The sequence below is a fragment of the Brevundimonas sp. AVps23W genome (genome assembly GCF_058681395.1).
This window is the reverse complement of the sequence record NZ_CM178738.1, coordinates 847,119-866,856: the sequence shown is the minus strand read 5'-3', so window position 1 is coordinate 866,856 and position 19,738 is coordinate 847,119. Positions and strand designations below refer to the sequence as shown.

The 19,738-nt window shown below is 64.9% G+C and carries 21 protein-coding genes; 7 read left to right on the top strand and 14 right to left on the bottom strand.

The genetic code is table 11. From position 1 onward, the window contains the following. Positions 1-273: 273 nt before the first annotated feature. On the bottom strand, positions 274-921 hold the full coding sequence (locus ACW177_RS04265; protein WP_492027405.1) for a response regulator transcription factor: 648 nt from the start codon (positions 919-921) through the stop codon (positions 274-276). A gap of 679 nt (positions 922-1,600) precedes the next feature. Here ACW177_RS04265 and dusA point away from each other — a divergent pair. After that, a complete protein-coding gene (gene dusA / locus ACW177_RS04260; RefSeq protein ID WP_492027404.1) occupies positions 1,601-2,581 on the top strand; it encodes a tRNA dihydrouridine(20/20a) synthase DusA in 981 nt (326 codons plus the stop codon). A 157-nt stretch (positions 2,582-2,738) separates the two neighbouring features. Continuing rightward, complete coding sequence (locus tag ACW177_RS04255; RefSeq protein ID WP_492027403.1) at positions 2,739-3,320, top strand: 3D domain-containing protein; 582 nt, start codon at positions 2,739-2,741, stop codon at positions 3,318-3,320. A 63-nt stretch (positions 3,321-3,383) separates the two neighbouring features. Here ACW177_RS04255 and ACW177_RS04250 read toward each other — a convergent pair whose 3' ends face one another. From ACW177_RS04250 to ACW177_RS04240, 3 genes are all read right to left on the bottom strand, one after another. Then, a complete protein-coding gene (locus ACW177_RS04250) occupies positions 3,384-4,274 on the bottom strand; it encodes a hypothetical protein (protein WP_492027402.1) in 891 nt (296 codons plus the stop codon). Positions 4,275-4,364: 90 nt separating this feature from the next. Next, positions 4,365-4,688: an Mpo1-like protein gene (locus tag ACW177_RS04245; RefSeq protein ID WP_492027401.1), complete on the bottom strand. Its 324-nt coding sequence runs from the start codon at positions 4,686-4,688 to the stop codon at positions 4,365-4,367. A gap of 181 nt (positions 4,689-4,869) precedes the next feature. Further along, complete coding sequence (locus ACW177_RS04240; protein WP_492027400.1) at positions 4,870-6,774, bottom strand: DEAD/DEAH box helicase; 1,905 nt, start codon at positions 6,772-6,774, stop codon at positions 4,870-4,872. Positions 6,775-6,970: 196 nt separating this feature from the next. Between ACW177_RS04240 and ACW177_RS04235 the strand changes: the two genes are divergently transcribed. After that, entirely contained in the window at positions 6,971-7,180 is a 210-nt protein-coding gene (locus tag ACW177_RS04235) for a flagellar basal body rod C-terminal domain-containing protein (RefSeq protein WP_492027399.1), read from the top strand. On the opposite strand, the gene ACW177_RS04230 is transcribed toward ACW177_RS04235, so the two are convergent. From ACW177_RS04230 to ACW177_RS04220, 3 genes are all read right to left on the bottom strand, one after another. Then, complete coding sequence (locus ACW177_RS04230; RefSeq protein ID WP_492027398.1) at positions 7,177-7,707, bottom strand: hypothetical protein; 531 nt, start codon at positions 7,705-7,707, stop codon at positions 7,177-7,179. The two genes, ACW177_RS04235 and ACW177_RS04230, sit on opposite strands and share 4 nt — an antisense overlap. A 114-nt stretch (positions 7,708-7,821) precedes the next feature. Continuing rightward, a complete protein-coding gene (locus tag ACW177_RS04225) occupies positions 7,822-9,702 on the bottom strand; it encodes a methyl-accepting chemotaxis protein (protein WP_492028070.1) in 1,881 nt (626 codons plus the stop codon). Positions 9,703-9,792: 90 nt separating this feature from the next. Then, positions 9,793-10,488, bottom strand: coding sequence for a winged helix-turn-helix transcriptional regulator (locus ACW177_RS04220; RefSeq protein WP_492027397.1), 696 nt, complete (start codon positions 10,486-10,488; stop codon positions 9,793-9,795). 58 nt (positions 10,489-10,546) lie between these two features. On the opposite strand from ACW177_RS04220, the gene ACW177_RS04215 reads away from it, so the two are divergent. The 3 genes from ACW177_RS04215 to ACW177_RS04205 are packed head-to-tail and all read left to right on the top strand — an operon-like array spanning position 10,547 to position 11,824. Further along, positions 10,547-10,993 (top strand): VOC family protein, encoded by a 447-nt coding sequence (locus ACW177_RS04215; RefSeq protein ID WP_492027396.1) that lies wholly within the window; start codon positions 10,547-10,549, stop codon positions 10,991-10,993. A gap of 13 nt (positions 10,994-11,006) precedes the next feature. Next, positions 11,007-11,465: an SRPBCC family protein gene (locus ACW177_RS04210; protein ID WP_492027395.1), complete on the top strand. Its 459-nt coding sequence runs from the start codon at positions 11,007-11,009 to the stop codon at positions 11,463-11,465. An 11-nt stretch (positions 11,466-11,476) separates the two neighbouring features. Beyond that, entirely contained in the window at positions 11,477-11,824 is a 348-nt protein-coding gene (locus tag ACW177_RS04205; protein ID WP_492027394.1) for a DUF1428 domain-containing protein, read from the top strand. 5 nt (positions 11,825-11,829) lie between these two features. Here ACW177_RS04205 and ACW177_RS04200 read toward each other — a convergent pair whose 3' ends face one another. Next, on the bottom strand, positions 11,830-12,279 hold the full coding sequence (locus ACW177_RS04200; RefSeq protein WP_492027393.1) for a hypothetical protein: 450 nt from the start codon (positions 12,277-12,279) through the stop codon (positions 11,830-11,832). A gap of 32 nt (positions 12,280-12,311) precedes the next feature. Next, positions 12,312-13,052: an extensin-like domain-containing protein gene (locus tag ACW177_RS04195; protein ID WP_492027392.1), complete on the bottom strand. Its 741-nt coding sequence runs from the start codon at positions 13,050-13,052 to the stop codon at positions 12,312-12,314. A 318-nt stretch (positions 13,053-13,370) separates the two neighbouring features. Here ACW177_RS04195 and ACW177_RS04190 point away from each other — a divergent pair, with 318 nt between their 5' ends. Further along, a complete protein-coding gene (locus ACW177_RS04190) occupies positions 13,371-13,634 on the top strand; it encodes a DUF2798 domain-containing protein (RefSeq protein ID WP_492027391.1) in 264 nt (87 codons plus the stop codon). 39 nt (positions 13,635-13,673) lie between these two features. On the opposite strand, the gene rpoD is transcribed toward ACW177_RS04190, so the two are convergent. From rpoD to ACW177_RS04165, 5 genes are all read right to left on the bottom strand, one after another. Beyond that, the gene (gene rpoD, locus ACW177_RS04185; RefSeq protein ID WP_492027390.1) at positions 13,674-15,620 is read right to left on the bottom strand and encodes an RNA polymerase sigma factor RpoD; all 1,947 of its coding nucleotides are present in this window, start codon (positions 15,618-15,620) and stop codon (positions 13,674-13,676) included. A 368-nt stretch (positions 15,621-15,988) separates the two neighbouring features. Further along, positions 15,989-16,384 carry a type II toxin-antitoxin system VapC family toxin gene (locus ACW177_RS04180; RefSeq protein ID WP_492027389.1) on the bottom strand — a complete coding sequence of 132 codons (396 nt, stop codon included), beginning with the start codon at positions 16,382-16,384 and terminating at the stop codon, positions 15,989-15,991. 8 nt (positions 16,385-16,392) lie between these two features. Next, positions 16,393-16,674 (bottom strand): hypothetical protein, encoded by a 282-nt coding sequence (locus ACW177_RS04175; protein WP_492027388.1) that lies wholly within the window; start codon positions 16,672-16,674, stop codon positions 16,393-16,395. A 10-nt stretch (positions 16,675-16,684) separates the two neighbouring features. Then, a complete protein-coding gene (gene dnaG / locus ACW177_RS04170; RefSeq protein WP_492027387.1) occupies positions 16,685-18,604 on the bottom strand; it encodes a DNA primase in 1,920 nt (639 codons plus the stop codon). A 278-nt stretch (positions 18,605-18,882) separates the two neighbouring features. After that, complete coding sequence (locus ACW177_RS04165) at positions 18,883-19,722, bottom strand: LD-carboxypeptidase (RefSeq protein WP_492027386.1); 840 nt, start codon at positions 19,720-19,722, stop codon at positions 18,883-18,885. Between the last annotated feature and the right edge of the window lie 16 nt (positions 19,723-19,738).

Genomic DNA, 19,738 nt, shown 5'->3' with positions numbered 1-19,738 from the left:
CCTCACAAAACGAACAATAGGTAAAAATTACTAGAGACGAATTTTATTATGAGGAAATTTTGATTTCAGAGGTGAAATAAATTGCCACTCTTGGTGAAACGAAGAGTTTTAACAAATTAGTGGTTGAAAAAATTTCTATTCGAGCCGCCTGCATTGATTGTTTAGCTAACTAATTCGCATCGGCAAATTACAACGTCAAATTTACACATCTATAAAATAACAAAATAGACACATTATAGTACAGAAAATAAACGTTAATTATATTTGGAGATGTTACAGCGGCACAACGACCTCGGAAGCGTCAGGCCCCGGCTTGGTAACCCCGATAGAAACAGCCATATTAACCAGCACAGACACTCTACTCGCCTGCATCTTTTTCATTAAACCACTCCGAAATATCGCCACAGTTCGAGGACTAATATTTAGGCTGGATGCTATTTCTTTAGACGACTGCCCCTGCACAATCAGGTCAAACACCTGCCTTTCCCGACGCGTAAGAGATGAGAGCCGGTCAGCCACCTCGTGGCGCGTTTGATGCTCCACCGCCCTAAGCTCAATAGCGTCAAAACAATGACGCAGCACTTCGAACAGGCGCGCAGATGTAAAGGGCTTTTCGATTATATCGACAGCGCCAGACTTCATCAACTCAACTACAATTGGAACAGTCGCATCTCCGGTTACAACAATTACCGGCCACGGCTCTCGCAGTTCTCGAATATCTCTAATAAAATTAGCACCGCTCATCGCTGACATTCTAGAGCCAGTGATTACACATGCCATCTCGTCCTCTGGGGGCGAGGCCAGAAAGTCTATGGCGTTCGGAAACCCGCGAGCGCGGACGTCTTGGCTCCTCAAGAGACTTATCAGAGCTTCTCGCGAGGCATCGTCCTCATCCACGACGAAAACAGACGACTTATCCATATCCGTTAATGATCCGTCGAATGGCGGCCTCTGCGCCCATCGGTGGCGCGACGCCCAAATCACCGCCCGCAACTGCCCAACTAACCCAATGATGATCGCGCATCGGCTGCCTCCCCCTAAGGCAGCCCGTTCATTGCAGCGCAGCCTTCGTGATAATCCAGCACTTATGTCAAACGATCATTTAGCATAGGTTTAACATTTCAATTTCGACGGTATGGGAACGCCCGTCACTGACCGGATGATTTTCAGACTGTCCTACGCAAACGCGACACGGTTGCCCGCGTCGCCAAGGGCCGTCTGAGCGGCGTGCCGGCGCTCGGTTACGGCGGGAGAACTGTCAGCTTCAGCAAACGCCTGCGCTATGGCCGCTCCGTCAGCAGAAGCTCATTGAGAGGGCGTGTTCGGCCTGTGGCGGCCCTTCAGACCCGCCCTCCGGCGCCGCGCCTTCGCGTTTGAGGCAGGTCTCGCCTATATAGCGACCGCTCCTTCTGAGCTGGAACCGCCACGTTTCGGGCGGGGGCTTCAAATATGTCGTCATTTCCGGGTGCGCTCTGCGTTCACCGAAAGCTGGATAAACATCGCACCACGGCGGAAACACGCAGCACGCGCCGCCACATCACGTATTGATACCATTGAACAAATGACTCTCACTCAAGCGCGTAGACTATCAGTCGCCCCGATGATGGACTGGACGGACAGGCATTGCCGCGCCTTCCACCGGGCCCTGACGACGCGCGCCTTGCTCTATACGGAGATGGTGACGGCGCCGGCTGTGCTGCACGGAGACCGGGATCATCTGCTGGGGTTCGACGCCGTCGAACATCCGGTCGCCCTGCAATTGGGAGGGTCCAATCCGGTCGAGTTGGCCGAGGCGGCCAGGGTCGGAGCGGCCTATGGCTATGACGAGATCAATCTGAACGTCGGCTGCCCGTCGGACCGGGTCCAGTCCGGCCGGTTCGGCGCCTGTCTGATGCGCGAGCCGGAGTTGGTGGCCGAGTGTATGGCGGCGATCAAGGAAGCGGTCGCCGTTCCCGCCACCGTCAAATGCCGGATCGGCGTCGATGATCAGGACCCGGCGACAAGTCTGTTCGCCACAGTGGACGCCTGCGCCGCCGTCGGGATCGAGGTTTTCGTCGTCCATGCGCGCAAGGCCTGGCTGCAAGGCCTGTCGCCGAAAGAGAACCGCGACGTGCCGCCGCTGGACTATGATCTGGTGCGCCGGCTCAAGCGCGAGCGCCCGCATCTGAACATCTCCATCAACGGCGGGATCGCCAATCTGGACGAGGCCGAGGCCCATCTGGCGCAAGACAAGGACGGCGTTCGGCTGGACGGCGTCATGCTGGGCCGCGCCGCCTATCATGAGCCGGCCCTGCTGGGTCAGGCGGACAGACGCCTGTACGGGGCCGATACGGCGGACGTGGACGCCTTCGCCGCCCTGGAACGCTATCGTCCCTATGTGGCCGCCCGTCTGGACGAAGGGGTGCGGCTGGCGGCCATCACCCGCCATATGCTGGGCCTGATGCACGGCCGCCCCGGGGCGCGGGCGTTCCGTCGAATCCTGACGGTCGAGGCGATCCAGCCCGGCGCCGGGCTGGAGGTGCTGGATCGCGCCGCCGACGCCGTGCGAGAGGCCGAAGCACGTCGTGAAGACGCCGCCTGAGCAGGCGCTTAAAGAACGTCAGAGATTCAGCCGCTTAGCGCCTACCGCACAGACCGCCACAGCGGCGGGGCGCGGCGCGCCCCTTTCTGGCCACAAGTTATGGCGACAAAACCGGCGCCGGCGGCGTTGGGAGCCGGTGCTTTCATGAGCAAATCGGATGATCGGCGCTTCCGCTGCCTTCGCCATTCTGTGGGCTGCACTGTCTTCGCTGTCGAGCGAACCGGTCCCCTACAATGTCGCTGTTGCGGCGGATCCAGTCAGGGCTGAAACCCCGGCGCCCGAGATCGGTTCCACCGACGCCTCGTCCGAAATCGCCCCGGAACAAAGCGCCGACCTCAGCCCCGATCAAGCCGAACTGATGGCCGGCGATCCGGACTGGCGCGCCTCGGCCCGCCTCTATCATGCGGGCGGCGGCGGTGCGACGGGCAACGATTCCCTGGGTTGCCGTCCGATCGCCATGCGCACAGTCGCGGTCGATCCCCGCGTCATTCCCCGCCGCACCAAGCTGTTCATCCGCGAGACGGTCGGAATGCGTCTGGCCGACGGCTCGATCCACGACGGCTACTGGTATGCGTCCGACACCGGCGGCGCGATCAAGGGCCAGAAGGTCGATCTGTTCACCGGAAACGGCCGCGGTTCGATGGCCCAGGCCCGCCGTCTGAACATGCAGACCCTGTCCATCGCCGACGCCGGTCGGTTCGACGGCTGCCCCCCCGCCTGGGAAAACGCCTCCAACTGATCCCGTTGCGGAACGAAAAACGCCGGCGCGCCTCGCGGCCGCCGGCGTCTTTGTGTTCGCTCTCTAGTCCAGCTCGCTGACCTTCAGCGTGGACTGCACCATGTCATCCCCGTAGGTCCCCACCCAGACGTCATAGCGACCGCCTTGGGGATTGGTGATCAGGACCTTGGGGTTCACCCCGCCGCCGCTGTCGTCGTCGCAATACCAGCGACCATTCGGGGCGTTGATCAGCAGGGTGGTGTCTTCGGACGCCTCAACCAGGAAGGTCAGGTCCAGGTCGCCCGCTTCGAAGAAGACCTGATAATCCGCCGCCGCGCTGACCTTGCCTTCGCAGCCGGCCTTTGCGTTGGCCGCCGGTACGGAGCCGCCGGCGAGGATCGCCATCTCGTGCGGGTCGGGCGTGAAGCCGGTCCGCAAATTCACTGAACCAAAATTAGGCTCAAGCTCGGTATTCGGCGCGCCTTCGTCCGCCCCGTCCGACCCGCCCAGTTCGCTGATCTCCAGCGTCGATTGCACCATTTTGTCGCCATAGGCGCCCAGCCAGATGTCGTAGCGTCCGCTCTGCGGATCCGAGATCAGCACCATCGGGTCCAGATCACCGCCGCTGTCGTCGTCGCACAGCCATTGTCCGCCCGGCGTGTTGACCAGCAGGGTGGTGTCCTCGCCTGCGCGCGCACGGATCGTCAGATCGAACTCGCCGGCTTCGAAATTCAGTTTCAGGTCCGGGGCTGCGCTGACCGAGCCTTCGCAGCCCGACTCCGCGGCCGAAGCGGGCACGGAGCCGCCGGCCAGGATGGACCGGGTCCACGGGTCCGGCGTGAAGCCGGTCTCCAGGTCAACCTCGCCATAGTTGGGATCAAGCGTGAAATCCGGCTTGGCGACGGTCTTTTGCGCGACGCTGACGCCAGGTGTGAGCGCGAGCGCGGCGCTGGCCGCGATAGCGATGAGCTTCATGGGCGATTTCCCTCCGCTGCGGCCTCCCGCCGCACGGCGATCCTATCCGCTTCCAACGCACGGCACAGCTTCAAATCACAGCTGTCGAGTTCAGAACCGCCGCCGGCCGGACGCCGTCTCGAAGAACAGGCGGAAGTCGCCCATCAGGCTCCACAGCGGATATTTGAAGGTCGCCGGTCGGTTTTTCTCGAAGAAGAAATGGCCGACCCAGGCGAAACCGTAGCCGACCAGCGGCATGGCCAGCAGCCACCAGGGGTTCAGCGTCAGCAGGAAGGCGAGGAAGGCCAGGATCACCAGACCGGTGCCCACGACGTGGATCCGCCGACAGGTCCGGTTCGAATGCTCGTGGATGTAATAGGGATAGAAGGCCTCGAACGAGGCGTATCGTCCCTGGGGTTCGGACGGCGTGCTCATGGGCGGAGGGTGCGCCCGGATGGAGCGGGCGGCAAGAGCAGCCCCCCTACCCCTCTCGTCATCCTAGGCCTTGTGCCTAGGATCCATACGCTCGGTCTCGCAAGGGGCGCACGACGGCCGACACCGGGAGTATGGATCCTCGCCACGAGGGCGAGGATGACGGAACTTGTAGTGCGATGCCTCAGCCCTTGGGCTTGCCCTTGAAGCCTTCCTTCTTGAAGCCCGGCTTGGCCTTGAACGGCTTCTTGGCGAACGGCTTGTCGCCGGCCGCGTTCGAGCGCGGGTTGGCGCCGCCGCCATCGGACTTGGGCGCCCAGGGCTTCTTCTTGAACGGCGGGCGGGCGTCGCCCTCGCCGCCGTCGGCGCGCTTGTAGGGGGTCTTCTTGAACGGACGGTCGCCTTCGTCACGGTTCGGCTTGCCGGAGAAGCGGCCGGCCTTCATCGAACCCGGCGTCGGGGCCTCCGACGGCGTGATCTTGACCTCGTCGTTCGAGGCGGCGACGGCCTCGCGGAAGGCCTTTTCGTGGGTCTTGGCGATCTCGAACCGGGTCTCTTCCGGGAAGGTGCGGATGGCGCCGATCTGGGGCTTGGAGATGCCGCCGATGCGGCAGATCAGCGGGATCAGCCATTTGGGGTCGGCGTTCTTGTTGCGGCCCACGTCCAGGCGGAACCAGACCACGTCATCGGCGCCCAGGCGCTCGCCCGGCCAGGGCTGGGCGGCCGTGCCGTCGTCGTTGCGGACGGTGCGTTCGCGCTTGGCGGGCGCGCGGTCGGCGCCCGGATCGGACAGTTCTTCCGGCGCCGGCTGTTCCTTGCGCAGCAGGCGCACCAGGGCGGCGGCGATCTCGTCGGGCGTGCGCTCGGCGATCATCCGCTTGGCGACGATCATGTCCTCGTCGGACACATCGGCCTCGAAGAACTCGGGCGACAGCAGGCGGCCTTCATCGGCCTTGCGGATCTCGTCGAAGGTGGGGGCGCCGGACCAGACGGCGTCGACGCCGGCGTCGTCCATCAGACGCTCTGCCTTGCGGCGACGCGAATGCGGCACCAGCATCACGGAGACGCCCTTCTTGCCCGCCCGGCCGGTCCGGCCCGAACGGTGCAGCAGGCCGGCGCGGTTCATCGGCAGTTCGGCGTGGATGACCAGACCCAGGTCCGGCAGGTCCAGACCGCGCGCGGCCACGTCGGTGGCGACGCAGACGCGGGCGCGGCCGTCACGCAGCGCCTGAAGCGCATCGGTGCGTTCGCGCTGACCCATCTCGCCCGACAGGCTGACGGTCGAGAAGCCGCGCTCCAGCAGCGAGGCCTGGAGGTGGCGCACGGAATCCCGCGTCGAGCAGAAGACCATGGCGCGCGGCGCCTCGTACCAACGCAGGGTGTTGACCACCGCGTGTTCGATCTCGTTCGGGGCGATGCGATAGGCGCGGTATTCGATGTCGGCGTGCTGACGCGTCTTGTCGGTGGCGTCGATCCGCACCGCGTCCTTCTGATAGCGCTTGGCCAGGGTCGCGATCTCGCGCGCGATGGTGGCCGAGAACAGCAGGGTGCGGCGTTCGGCCGGCGCATGGTCCAGGATGAACTCCAGGTCCTCGCGGAAGCCCATGTCCAGCATCTCGTCGGCCTCGTCGAGGACGGCGACCTTCAGCTCGGACAGGTCCAGATTGCCCCGGTCGATGTGGTCCTTCAGACGGCCGGGCGTGCCGACGACGATATGGACGCCGAAGCCCAGGGCGCGCGCTTCACGCCGCGCATCCATGCCGCCGACGCAGGTGGCGATCTTGGCGCCGGAGTCGGCGTACAGCCATTGCAGCTCGGCCGCGACCTGCATGGCCAGTTCCCGCGTCGGGGCGATAGCCAGGCACAGGGGGGCGCCGCCGGGGCCGAAGATCGGCTTGTCACCCAGCAGGGTCGGGGCCGCGGCCAGGCCGAAGGCGACCGTCTTGCCCGATCCAGTTTGGGCCGAGACCAGCAGGTCGCGATCCGCATGTTCGCCTTCCAGGACGGCGGCCTGGACCGGGGTCGGCTCGGCATAGCCCTTGTTGATCAGTGCGCGGTCGAGCGCGGGATGGACGGCGGGAAAGGGCATCGGCTACCTGGAATGACGAACAAGGGCGGTCGCCGAAACGACCGCGCCCGGCCGAGGACAGACCTCAGGCCGGGCGAATGATGGGCGCTCTATACACGGATAAAGGCGCAAGCGGGGCGGAAAACACCGTTCACCCTGTTTGTTGCCGGGGCGTTGACCGGGACGGGTCCAGAGTGCGGCTTGAAGGAGACCGCCCATGCAGGCCCTGTCTATCGCCGCCGTCGGAATGCTCGGCGCACAATCCCGGTTTGAAGCCAGCGCGCGGCGCACCGCCTCGGCCCCGCTCGACAATCTCGCCGAGGAAACCGTCGAGCGCATCCAGGCCAAGACCGCCTTCACAGCCAACGCCGCCATGGTCCGGACCGCAGACGAGATGAGCGGAACCCTGCTGGACACGCTGGCCTAGCTGTCGGTCGCCGGTTCGGGCCCCAGGATGCGCCGGATATAGGGCCAGGCCTTGGCCACGGCCGAGATCACGCCGACCAGGCTGGCGAAGAACTGGAAGCCCGCCCACACCGCGCTGAACACCGCCCCGCCGAGAAACAGCGCGGACAGGGGGTAGAGCACGGACGCGATCGCGATCTGGAAATCGGCATAGGCCACCGAATATTCGATCGACCGGTCAGCGAAGAAGGCGATCACCACCGCCGCCGACACCGGCGACCAGAGCAGCGGCAAAGCCAACAGCAAGGCCGCCGTCAGCACCGCCAGTTTGGTCCCAAGCGTTCGCCCCGACAGAAAACTGGCGACCACCCCGACGCCCAGGATCAAGGCGACCAGGGCTAACAACACCGGCAGGACCAGGTCCGCCGCCGCCATCAGGTCCATGAACAGCATACCGACCAGTATGGCCGCGCCGCTGATCAGGAAGCCCCCCACCCACAGGGCGGCGTACTGGCTGAACCGCTGCTTCAGATGACCGATGTCGAACATGACGACCCCCAGACGGCCTCCCCCGAGGCCGCCTTAAGGATACTCGCCTTCGACGCGAAGTCGACTCAGAGAACAATGATCAGCGGAACATCGCGACCCGGATATGGCCGAGGATCAGAATTCTTCCCAGCCGTCCGTCGTCGGCGCTGCCTGGATCTTGGGGGCCGCTCCGCCGTGCCCGAGCGTCTTCAGGGCTGCGGCCATGTGGGTCGAGCGTGACGGCTCAGGCGCCTTGGGCGCAGCGCGAGAAGCCGGCGCCGAGTCGCCCACCTTGAACTGCGACATCGAGGCTTGCAGGGCCTCGGCGTCCTGGGCGAGGGCCTGGCTGGCGGCGGTCGATTGTTCGACCATGGCCGCATTCTGCTGGGTGACCTGATCCATCTGGTTCACGGCCGTGTTGACCTGGGCCAGGCCCACAGCCTGTTCCTGAGCCGTGGCCGCGATTTCCGACACCAGGCCGTCGATTTCGGCGACCCGGTCCACGATCCGTTGCAAGGCCTCCCCGGTCTGGCCGACCAGGGTGACGCCGGAGCCCACCTGGGTCGTCGAGGTCGAGATCAGGGTCTTGATCTCCTTGGCCGCATCAGCCGACCGCTGGGCCAGGGCGCGAACTTCGGAAGCCACCACCGCAAAGCCGCGGCCGGCTTCGCCTGCACGGGCGGCCTCGACGCCGGCGTTCAGAGCCAGAAGATTGGTCTGGAAGGCGATCTCGTCGATGACGCCGATGATCTGGTTGATCTGGCTGGACGAGCCCTCGATGGCCTGCATGGCCTCGACCGCATCGCGAACGATGACGCCCGAGGTCTCCGCGTCGCCCTTGGCCGCCTGGACGACTTCCGACGCCTGGCGGGCGCCCGAGGCGGTCTTGTTCACCGTGGCGGTGATCTCATCCAGGGCGGCGGCGGTCTCTTCCAGCGAGGCCGCCTGTTGTTCGGTGCGGCGCGACAGGTTGTCGGCGGCCTGCGAGATCTCGTCGGCGCCGGAGCGGATGCTCGACACATTGCCCAGCACCACGCCCATGGCCTGCTGAAGCTGGACGATGGCGGTGTTGAAATCGGTCTTCAACTGTTCGGCGCGCGGCGCGACAGTGGTGGTGAAGCGGTGGGTCAGATCCCCGCTCGACATGGCGGACAGGCCTTCGGCCAAGGCCGTCAGAGCCACCCGATCCTCCTCGGCGATCCGCGCCTTTTCGGCCTCGTTGGCGCGATGCTCGGCCTCGCTGACGGCGCGCTGCGATTGGGTCTCGGCCTCAAGCCGGATCTTTTCCGCCGCATTGTCACGGAAGGTTCCGACGGAGATGGCCATGCGGCCGATCTCGTCTGTGCGGCCCTGGGCGGGAATCGTGACATCGAGGTCGCCGCCCGCCAGCCGGTCCATGGCGCGGGTCATGGCGACGATCGGCTGGCTCAAGGCCCGCATCAGCCACAGGGTCATTGCGCCCGCGACCAGCAGGGCCAAGATCCCGCCAACGATAAGGGCGGCGTAGCCGGCCTCAAACGCCCTCTTCTTGTCGGTCGCCCGTTGGCTCAGGACAAGCTGCGCCGCCTCGTCCACAGCCGCCACCGCGGCGCGGATGTCGTCCAGCCCCGCCGTCTGCAGCATCTGCTCTCCCGCCTGGGGCCGGGTCGCCGGATCGCGGGCCAGGTTCATCAGGCTTTCGGACTGTTGGTGGAAGGCTGCCGTGGCGGCGCTCAGCACCTTGTGCTGGGCGGCGTAGACATGGGTCGGGTCGCTGGCGTCCAGGGCCGCGACCGCCTGGTCGAAGGCGGTCTTGCGCGCCGTATGATCCTGAAGCGCCTCGTCGCGTCCGGTCACGACATAGGCGCGCATGGCGTTCTGTTCCTCGACCGCCGCAGCCATGGCGTGGTCTGCGGCTTCGCTGATTGCTCGCGCGGATCGTTCGGCCGTATCGGACTGCTGAAGCGTCACCAGGCTGAACAGGACGACCAGGGTCGCTACGCCGCACGCGCTCATCATCGCCCCCAGGGCGATCATCAGCTTGATGGATATAGACAAGGACCTAAACACGTCCGCCTCCGAGCACTGAGAAGGTCAGGGTCTAGAAGATACTCCTTACCAAACCTTCTAAGGCACAGCTTCCAATGCCGCCTTTTCGGGCAGGTGGAAGACGTCGACGAACCGCTCGAAGACGCGCAGATCGCCCTTGATCGCCCAGTCCCCCTCCGCCTCCAGCGCCGCCAGCGGCGCCTTGCCGTAGACCGCCGCAGCGACCCGCCGCGGGTGAGTGATCAGAGTGACCTCCGCATCCTCAATCTCTCCCCGACGGGCGTCCAAAACGCCGTCCACGATCTCGACGCGAAAGGCGGTTTCATCGAACACGAAACCCAGCACCATGGCGGCCTTTCCGGCGCGCGCGGGGTCGAACATGGTCTTGAAGGACAGCATGATCGAGACGGCGCTGATCGGCAGGGTGGGATCATGCTGTGGCGAGCGCGCAGCCCAGCGGCCCAGAACCATGAAGACCGGCTCGATCTCGCGACCCCACTCCGTCAGCTCATAGACCTGGACCGAGGCCGGGGGCGGCAGTTTACGACGGCGCACGACGCCCGAGGTCTCAAGCCCCTCCAGCCTCTGGGTCAGAACATTGGCCGAGATCCCGTGCAGATCCTTCTTCAGATCGCCGAACCGGCGCGGCCCCATCATCAGTTCACGCACCACCAACAGGGCCCAGCGCTCGCCGATCAGGTCCAGCCCATGCGCGGCGCCACACGCATCGTGATATCGGCGACCCGGCTTTTCGGTTATCTTTTCTAACTTCATAGTTGACTAATCTAATCTCGCGCGGCACGGTTAGCAAACATAGGGAGAGGAAAGACGTATGACCCAGTTGATTTTCATCAATCTGCCCGTCGCCGACCTGAACCGGTCCATCGCCTTCTACGAAGCGGTCGGCGCCACGAAGAACCCGATGTTCAGCGACGACAAGGCGGCCTGCATGGTCCTGTCGAACGTGATCCACGTCATGCTGCTGACCCACGACAAATGGCGCAGCTTCACGGATCGCCAGATCCCCGACGCCCATGTCTCGGCCCAGATGTGCCTTTGCGTGTCCTGCGAAAGCCGCGAAGCGGTCGATGCGGTGGTCGAACGCGCCGGGGCTACAGGCGGCCTGATGGACCCCAACCCGATCCAGGACCACGGCTTCATGTACAGCCGCGGCTACGCCGATCCCGACGGCCACATCTGGGAGCCGATGTGGATGGACCCCGCCGCCATCGCCGCCGGCCCCGAAGCCTTCGCCGCCCATGAACTGACGCCCGCCTGACCGGAAGGCCGATATGTCCGACCACTTTGAACTGAGTGTCACCCGCCTGATCCAGGCCTCGCCCGAAGCCGTGTGGAAGATCTACGTTGAGCGGACAGGCGAATGGTTCTGCCCCCGCCCCTGGACCACGCCCGTCGTCGATTGGGACCTTCGCGCCGGCGGGCGCGCCAATGTGGAGATGCAATCGCCCGAGGGCGAGCGCCACGCCTATTCCGGCGTCTTCCTGGAGGTGGTCCCCGGCCGGCGACTGGTCTCGACCGGCGCCCTGACCGAGGGCTGGGTCCCGCAGCCGGGCGAGATGAACTTCGTCCGTATCGACACCTTCGAACCGGAAGGCGACGCCACCCGCTACACCGCCGTCGCCCGCCACTGGGACGAAAGGGCGATGCAGACCCACCGCGATATGGGTTTCGAGCAAGGCTGGGGCGCCGTCGCCGATCAACTGGCCGAACTGGCCGAAACCAACAGCTGAGGAGAACGACCATGACCTATGTGACCGGCTTCGTGACCCCTGTGAAAACAGCCGACAAGGACGCCTATCTGAGATGCGCCCAGGCCGCCGCGCCCATCTTCAAGGAGTTCGGCGCCCTGGCCGTCGTCGAGAACTGGGGCGTCGATATTCGCGACGGCAAGGTCACCGACTTCAAGATGGCGGTGAAGCTGGAGCCCGGCGAGACCGTGGTCCTGTCCTGGATCATCTGGCCCGACAAGGCGACCGGCGACGCCGCCGAGAAGAAGATGATGGAAGATCCCCGCTTCCACGAGATGGAAATGCCCTTCGACGGCAAGCGGATGGTCGTCGGCGGTTTCGAGACCATCTTCGAGGCCTGATGCGTTCAGGCGCGCGCGGCCTTGAGCGCCGCCGTCAGGTCCTTGCGGCGCTTGGCGTGGCTGCGCTCCAGGTCCGCGCGTTCGGCTTCCAGGGCTTTCAACCTTTCGGCCAAGGCCGCGTCAGCCTTTTGATAGTCGGCGTCCAGCGCCTCCAGCTCGGCCCGCAGACGCTCGATCTTGTCGATCCGCGCCTTCGACGGGCCGGCGTCTTTCTTCGGCTTTGCCGCCTTGCCGATCTTGCCGACGTCGATGGACAGGCCGCGCTCGATCACCTCGCCCGGCGCCGCCAGGGCTGCGTCATAATCGGGTCCGCCGCTCAGTTCGCTGGCAAGGCCCGTCGCGAACAAGTCCTGCTTCGATCCCCAGGCCTCCAGCGCCTTGGGTCGCGAGCTGACGGCGACCGTGAAGGCGTGAAACCCGTCCGACCAGGTGAAGACCTTCAACCTCGGCGCCATACGACCGTCCCTCCGGCGACTGGATCGGCGCCTTAGCGGCAGAAACGCGTGTCGGTCGCTTCCAGATGCAGATGGTCATAGTGGACGGCGTTGTAGTCGGGGCTCAGCACCGTGCCGAAGATGCGGCAGGCGTCGTCGCGGATGCGGCGCAGGAACCTGGCCTCGGGCGCATCGCCATTCCAGTCGGCGGTGACGCTGATCCGCCGCCCGTCGCGCAGTCGCACCCCTGCGAAATCCAGGGCCGCCGCCTGGGCGTGGGCGCTGATCCGGGTCGAGCCGGCGCCATTGTTCACATTGCGACAGGCGTAGGCGCCCATATGGTCGATCTGGACCACGTCCGATCCCAGGATCTCGCGCGCCGCCGGCTCCAGCGACTGACGCCGCCAGATGCTCAGCGCCAGAGCGGTCTGGCAGGTCATCTCGACATCCCCCGGCGCCATCCGCGCCACCGTGCCCATGTCGGCGCCCAGCACCCCGCCCTGATGCAGGCCGCAGACGGGCGTGTTCTGCCGATCCGGCACAGGACTGAACCGCACCCGCGCCGCCGTCAGCTGGGCCATGCACCGCCCCAGCTCGCCCCCCTCGCGCACCACCGCGCCCTGCGTCCCGCCGTCAATCGGCCGGTCGATCAAGCCCCCCACCAGGGGCGCCGCCGACTGCCCCGGATAGGGCGATGGCCGCAAAGGTTCGGGCGCGCGGCGAATACAGCCGCTGAGGACGGCCAGCACAGCCAGACCCGCCAAGAGACGCGTCAGGAAAGGGGTCGAGGACATGGCCTCATCTCCTATCCGATTCCCCGCGAAACGCAGGTCACGAGGCGGAGAGCCGCCTATCGCCGTTCCGCCTGCGGCTGCTGCCCGGCGCCGACGCCGACGCCGACGGTAGAACCGAACCATATGGGTTGGCGATGTCCATCACGCGCCACACGCGCAGCCATTGTTGCGACCCACTCTCAATCTTGCTAGAAGTCGGCGTCGCCTCGGCGACCGTAAGCGTCTCACGTCAGGCAACGCATCCATCCCGGTCTTCGGCCGGAGCCGGCTGGCCCGGCGGATGCCCGTTGCCGAAGCCCCATTCTAGAGACGCACATTATGCCCCCTCATCCCGCCATCATTCGCTTTCGCCGCTTGCCCGCTCGCTATGGCCCGGTCGTCCTACCCTTGATCCTGTCGCTGTTCATGACCTTCGTGGTCTCGGCGATCGCCACGGCGCGAAACCTGGGATTCGTCCCAGCCTTTCCCGCCGCATGGATGCAGGCCTGGGGGCTGTCCTGGCTGATCGCCTTCCCGGTTCTGCTGCTGATCCTGCCGCTCGTCCGGCGCATCGTCGGCGCCCTGGTCGAAGCGCCCCGCTAAAGAAAAGGGGCGGCCCTGTCGGAGCCGCCCCTGATCTTTTTAGCTGTCCAGGAAGGACCGCAGTTTCCGCGACCGGCTGGGGTGTTTCAGCTTGCGCAGCGCCTTGGCCTCAATCTGACGGATCCGTTCGCGGGTCACCGAGAACTGCTGGCCGACTTCTTCCAGCGTGTGGTCGGTGTTCATGCCGATGCCGAACCGCATCCGCAGGACCCGCTCCTCGCGCGGCGTCAGCGACGCCAGGACGCGAGTCGTGGTTTCGCGCAGGTTCGACTGGATGGCGGCGTCGATGGGCAGGACGGCGTTCTTGTCCTCGATGAAGTCGCCCAGGTGGCTGTCTTCCTCGTCCCCGATGGGGGTTTCCAGCGAGATCGGCTCCTTGGCGATCTTCAGGACCTTGCGCACCTTCTCCAGCGGCATGGCCAGCTTTTCGGCCAGTTCTTCCGGGGTCGGCTCGCGGCCGATCTCGTGCAGCATCTGGCGGCTGGTGCGGACGATCTTGTTGATCGTCTCGATCATGTGGACCGGGATACGGATGGTCCGCGCCTGGTCGGCGATGGAGCGCGTGATCGCCTGACGGATCCACCAGGTGGCGTAGGTCGAGAACTTGTAGCCGCGGCGGTACTCGAACTTGTCGACCGCCTTCATCAGGCCGATGTTGCCCTCCTGGATCAGGTCCAGGAACTGCAGGCCGCGGTTGGTGTATTTCTTGGCGATGGAGATCACGAGGCGCAGGTTGGCCTCGACCATTTCCTTCTTGGCTTGCCGTGCTTCGCGCTCGCCCTTCTGCACCGTCTGGACGATGCGGCGATAGTCGTCGATCGGCAGGCCGGCTTCCAAGGCCACGGCGGCGACGTCAGCGCGGATGGTGGCGATCTGGTTGGCTTCATTGTCGCTGAACTTGGTCCAGCGCACGCCCTGTTCCTTGATCCGCTCGGTCCAGGTCGGGTCCAGTTCGGCGCCGAAATAGGCCTTCAGGAATTCAGGCCGCGAAATGCCGTAGCTGTCGGCCAGGCGCAGCAGACGGCCTTCCAGACCGATCAGGCGCTTGTTGATCGCATAAAGCTGCTCGACCAGAGCCTCGATGCGGTTGTTGTTCAACTTCATCGTCTTCAGACGGTCCGAGATGGACAGCGTCAGCGCCTGATAGGCCTTCTCGTCCTTGGCGCTCAGCACCTCGCCCTTCAGCCGGGTCTGGACCAGCTTGTCCTGAAGCGCGCGGAAGGCGCCGAAATCCGCAGCGATGAGGTTCAGAACCTCCATCACCCCGTCGCGCAGCTCGGCTTCCAGCGCCGAGATCGACATGCCGCCGCCGTCGTCGAAGTCGTCGTCGTCGTCGTCGTCGGATTCAGGCTTCTCTTCAGCGACCGGCTTTTCCTCGGCCTCTTCTTCCTCTTCGCCCTCGGGCTGGGCGGCGCCCGGCAGGGACGAGGGGTTCAGCACGCCATAGGTCGCGTCCAGGTCGATGACCTCGCGCAGCAGGATGCGGTTGTTCTCCAGCTCGTCGCGCCACACCATGATGGCCTCGAAGGTCAGGGCGCTTTCGCACAGACCCGAGATCATGGCGTCACGGCCGGCTTCGATCCGCTTGGCGATGGCGATTTCGCCCTCGCGGCTCAGCAGTTCGACCGAACCCATCTCGCGCAGATACATGCGCACGGGGTCGTCGGTGCGGTCATAGGCGGCCTTGGCGGGCGCTTCGGCCACGCCCGTAGAGGCGGTAGCGGCGACGTCGGTGGACTGCTGCTCCTGCGCGTCCTCTTCGGCCTCGACGACGTTGACGCCCATTTCCGACAGCATGGCCAGGGTGTCTTCGATGGCGTCGGGGGTGACTTCTTCCGAAGGCAGGACCTTGTTCAGCTCCTCCATCGTCACATAGCCGCGCGCCTTGGCCTGTTTGATGAATTTCTTGACGCCGGCGTCGGTCAGATCGAGCAGGGGCCCGTCGGTCGTAACCTCGGCGTCCTGCGTCTCGGTCTGTGCGTTCATAGTCAGTTCGTCTCCAGCCGGAGGGGGTGATCAATCCACCCCGGCGAAAAATACAATGCCTGGCGAGGCGTAAGGTTACGCGCCCGCGCTGTCTTCCCAATTCGTCCCGGCTTTGATCGCACGACGAAGCACATCCCGCTCGACCCAGGCCGGCGGAACTCTTCATCCTGACCCGGCGCATCTCACGCCAGGACCGAGGCGTCATCGACGCCTGCGACCATCGGACCCTTGCCTCGGCGAGGGGCGCATTTGCGGCCTGGAATGGCGCGCCGGACTTCGCCGCCGCCTTCTCGACCTCGCGCACTAAGGCATCATGACCCGATTGCGCCAGATGGCGTCGCAGGCGGGCAGAGTCAAGCGTATCCGCCTCAATCCGCGCGCAACCAGTTCTCGACCCGCAAACCCGGCACGCGCGCGAACTCGCGTTCATTGTCAGTGACGAGGATGCAATCCAGCGCCAGGGCGTGGGCGGCGATCAGCAGATCGTTGGCGCCGATGAGTTGACCTCGCCTCTGCAAGTCGGCGCGGATGTCGCCGTAGATGTAGTCGGCGGGCGCTTCCCACGCCCTGACGGACAGACCCGAAAGCACGGTCTCGAGTTGCGCGGCGATGCGGAGGGAACCGGACTTGGCGACACCAAACCGCAACTCCGCCACGACGATCAGACTGATACAGACATCGCCCGTAGCGACCATCGCCATCCGCTGCCCGACGGGACCGAGAGGATCGTACATGAGATCCGACACCGCATTGGTGTCCAGCATATAGCCGCTCAAAGATCGACCGGTTCTGGCGGTGGGTCGTCGAAGGCGTCGAGCCGTTCGTCGATCGGCTCCATGGTCGCCAGAACGGCCAGCAGTTTTTCGACCGACCCCATCCGCGGCCCCGCCCGTTCGATGATCAGCCGCTCACCCTCCTGACGCACCACGGCGTCCGCCGGAACGGCGACGCCGCTCGGCAGGTGGACGACCTGATGGTCGCCTTCGCGTGTGATCCTGACAGGCTGGGAACCATCCATGGCGACGAGACTACTCCAGATCGTGGAGCCCGCCAATCGGCGCGCCTCAGACCAGGGTGGTCCAGAAGTCGGGGGCCGCGAACGATCGGGTGATGGCGTCGCGCTCGGCCTTCAGCCGGATCAGGGCTTCGATGCCCGTCCCCTGGCCCAAGTCCTGTTTAGCGGTCTCTATGGCGCGCGACAGGGCGGCGAGATGGGTCATCAGGCCGAATACCTTTCGCCATTGAACGCACGCCTCAGCGACGGAGAGGTCGGAAGACAGAAAGGAGGCGCCGGATTTCGCAGCCGCCTTCTCGATCTCCCACAATACGGGATCGAAGCCAGAATCGCGCAACCGGTGCCGAACCACCGCCGCGTCGGACGCGTGACCGGACAGCCGCAGCCGCACCAGTTCCTGCGCCAGTCCGTCCAGCGCGCGGTCTCCGAACCCATGCGTGTTTACTTCTTCAAGACTGTCATCGACAACTTCTGGGCAAGCTATGGCGAAATAGGCAAGCGCGGCAGGAATAGAGTCGACCTTCAAAGATACGCTACGATCTCCGATAATTACCGTCTTGTCTGGATAATACTGCGAACCGCGCAACGTTGGCACCTGGACGGGACCGTCCAACGTCGCAACCGTCTCGGTCATAGGCAAAGGTCCGCCGAAGCGGCCGCCGCGTTTGCCTGACCAACTTCCACTGACAAGTCGCGGAAACAGGGCGTCGAACCGGTCGAACAGGTCGCGGCGATACTGTTCCGCCAGATCCTTGTCCTGAATGGCCGAGGCGGCGGTTCGCAATCGCGCCTTGAACCCGGCCTTGCGCTCCGGCGTGTCCAGCGGTTCGACATCCTGCTCACGGCGGAACAGCACTTCGGCGAAACCATGGGTGTCGGCCAGGGCCTGGCGCAGGGCCGGCGCCCCCTTGTCGCGCAGGATGTCGTCGGGATCCTGCCCGCTGCTGAGCAGCGAGAACCGGAACGACCGACCCGGCTTCAGCAGCGGCAGCGACCGTTCGATGGCGCGATAGGCGGCGCGCAGCCCCGCCGCATCGCCGTCGAAACACAGCACCGGCTCATGGCTGACCCGCCACAGCCGCTCCATCTGTTCTTCGGTCAGGGCCGTGCCCATCGGCGCCACGGCCGGCAGGCCCGCGCGTTGGCAGGCGATGACGTCCATATAGCCTTCGACAACGATGATGGCCTGGTCGTTCTTGCTCTCGGCGCCGAGGATGCGTCGCGCCTCAGGCAGGCCATAGAGGGTGGCCCCCTTGTGAAACAGCGGGCTCTCGGGGCCATTCAGATATTTGGCCCGGTCGTCGGGATTCATGGCCCGACCGCCGAAACTGACGATCCGCCCCCGCGCGTCCAGAATGGGGAACATCAGCCGGTCGCGGAATCGGTCATAGGGGTGGCCGCCGCTGTCGGGCGAGATAAGCAACCCGGCCTCGACCAGTTCCGCCGGTCGCGCCCCGCGCTGGACCAGGGCCTGTTTCAGCCCCTCACGGTCATTGGGCGCATAGCCCAGGCCGAACCGCTCCCACTGATCCTCTGGCAGGCCGCGCTTATCAAGATACTCGCGCGCCGCCTTGCCCGGCGTGCGGCGCAGATTGGCGGCGAACCATTTCTGGGCCAGGTCCATCCAATCGGACAGCCCCTGACGCTTCTGCTCGCGCTCGGCCTCCTTCGGGTCTTCGGCCGGCAGTTGCATGCCCGCCTCACCGGCCAGCCGCTGCACCGCCTCGACGAAGCTCAGCCGCTCCGTCTCTTGCAGGAAGGAGATGATGTCGCCGTGCTTGCCGGACGAGAAGTCGTGGAAGAAGCCCTTGTCGTCATTGACGAAGAAGGACGGCGACTTCTCCTTCGAGAAGGGCGACAGACCGACATATTCCCGCCCCTGCCGCTTGAGCTTCACCGTCCGCCCGATCACGTCGGACGGGCGAAGGCGGGCCTTCAGTTCATCAATGAATCTTTCGTCGAAACGCACCCGGCGATCCTTAAGCCTTGCTGCGCTTCACGTCGATGATCGGGCATGTCGATGATCGCAGAACGATCAGGCGGTTCGTCCGGGCATCCCCCGAAGTCCGAACGAACCGCCGCATCGCAGAAGGCGTAAACCGCAGCGTCCCCCAACGCCTTGGCTAACGAAGTCCTAACGCCTCGCGGACCTGCATCTGACGTTCACTCGCACCGACTGTCGAGGGGGCGACGACCGGCGTGATGCGGATCGTGGCCGGACTGTGTCTTTCTCGCCGCGCCCGCTTTTCATCGCCGGCGGCCGAAGGGCACCACCTTGTTGGCGTGATCGTGTCCGATATCCGCCGGCCCTAAGAATTCTATACCCGATCTCAGACACCAGTAGCGCACGATCTCGTCCGGAGACTGGCCAAAATCGGGATCGTTTGGCGTGACATCTGAAACACGTCCGAGGCGAATTCCGGCCACACGTCGGATAGAGTCCTGACCCGTCAAGTGAAACATCATTCGGTCGATCCGGTAGGCCGCCTCCGACACCTCCTCCAGCATCAGCACGTGCCCGGACAAGTCGGGCTCCAGGTCCGTGCCGAGCAACTGGTCGATGATGGTCAGGTTGAAGGCGACGGCCGGTCGGGGGTCGGTCGCCAGCGACGGCTCGATCCAGTCCGTCCGCCCGGTCGTCAGCCAGGCCAGGGCGCCCGCAGCCGTCGCATCGTCCCCCACCGAATCCGAGGCCATCGGCCCGTGGGCCAGATGTTCGAACCCGGCCTTGTACATTCCCGCCAGCAGGCTGCCCGCGTCGGAATAGCCCAGATAGCGTTTCTTGCGGGCCACGGCATTCAGGCGCGGGATCACCGAATCGGCGATGCGGCAGGATCCATAGCCGCCGCGCGCGAACCAGATGGCGTCGATGCGCGGGTCGTTGGCGAACTCGACGAAGGCGTCCGCTCGCGCCCGATCGTCCCCGGCGAAATGGCCGTGCTTCAGGAAACAGGCGGGATGAAACACCACCGCCACGTCGCGATCCGGATGGCGCCGCGCCATCCAGGCTTCGACCGCATCGGCCCGCTCCTTGGAGAAGCGCGAACTGGCGCAGACCACGCCGATCTTGAAGCTGTTGCTGGTCACATCCGTCTTCTTCGTC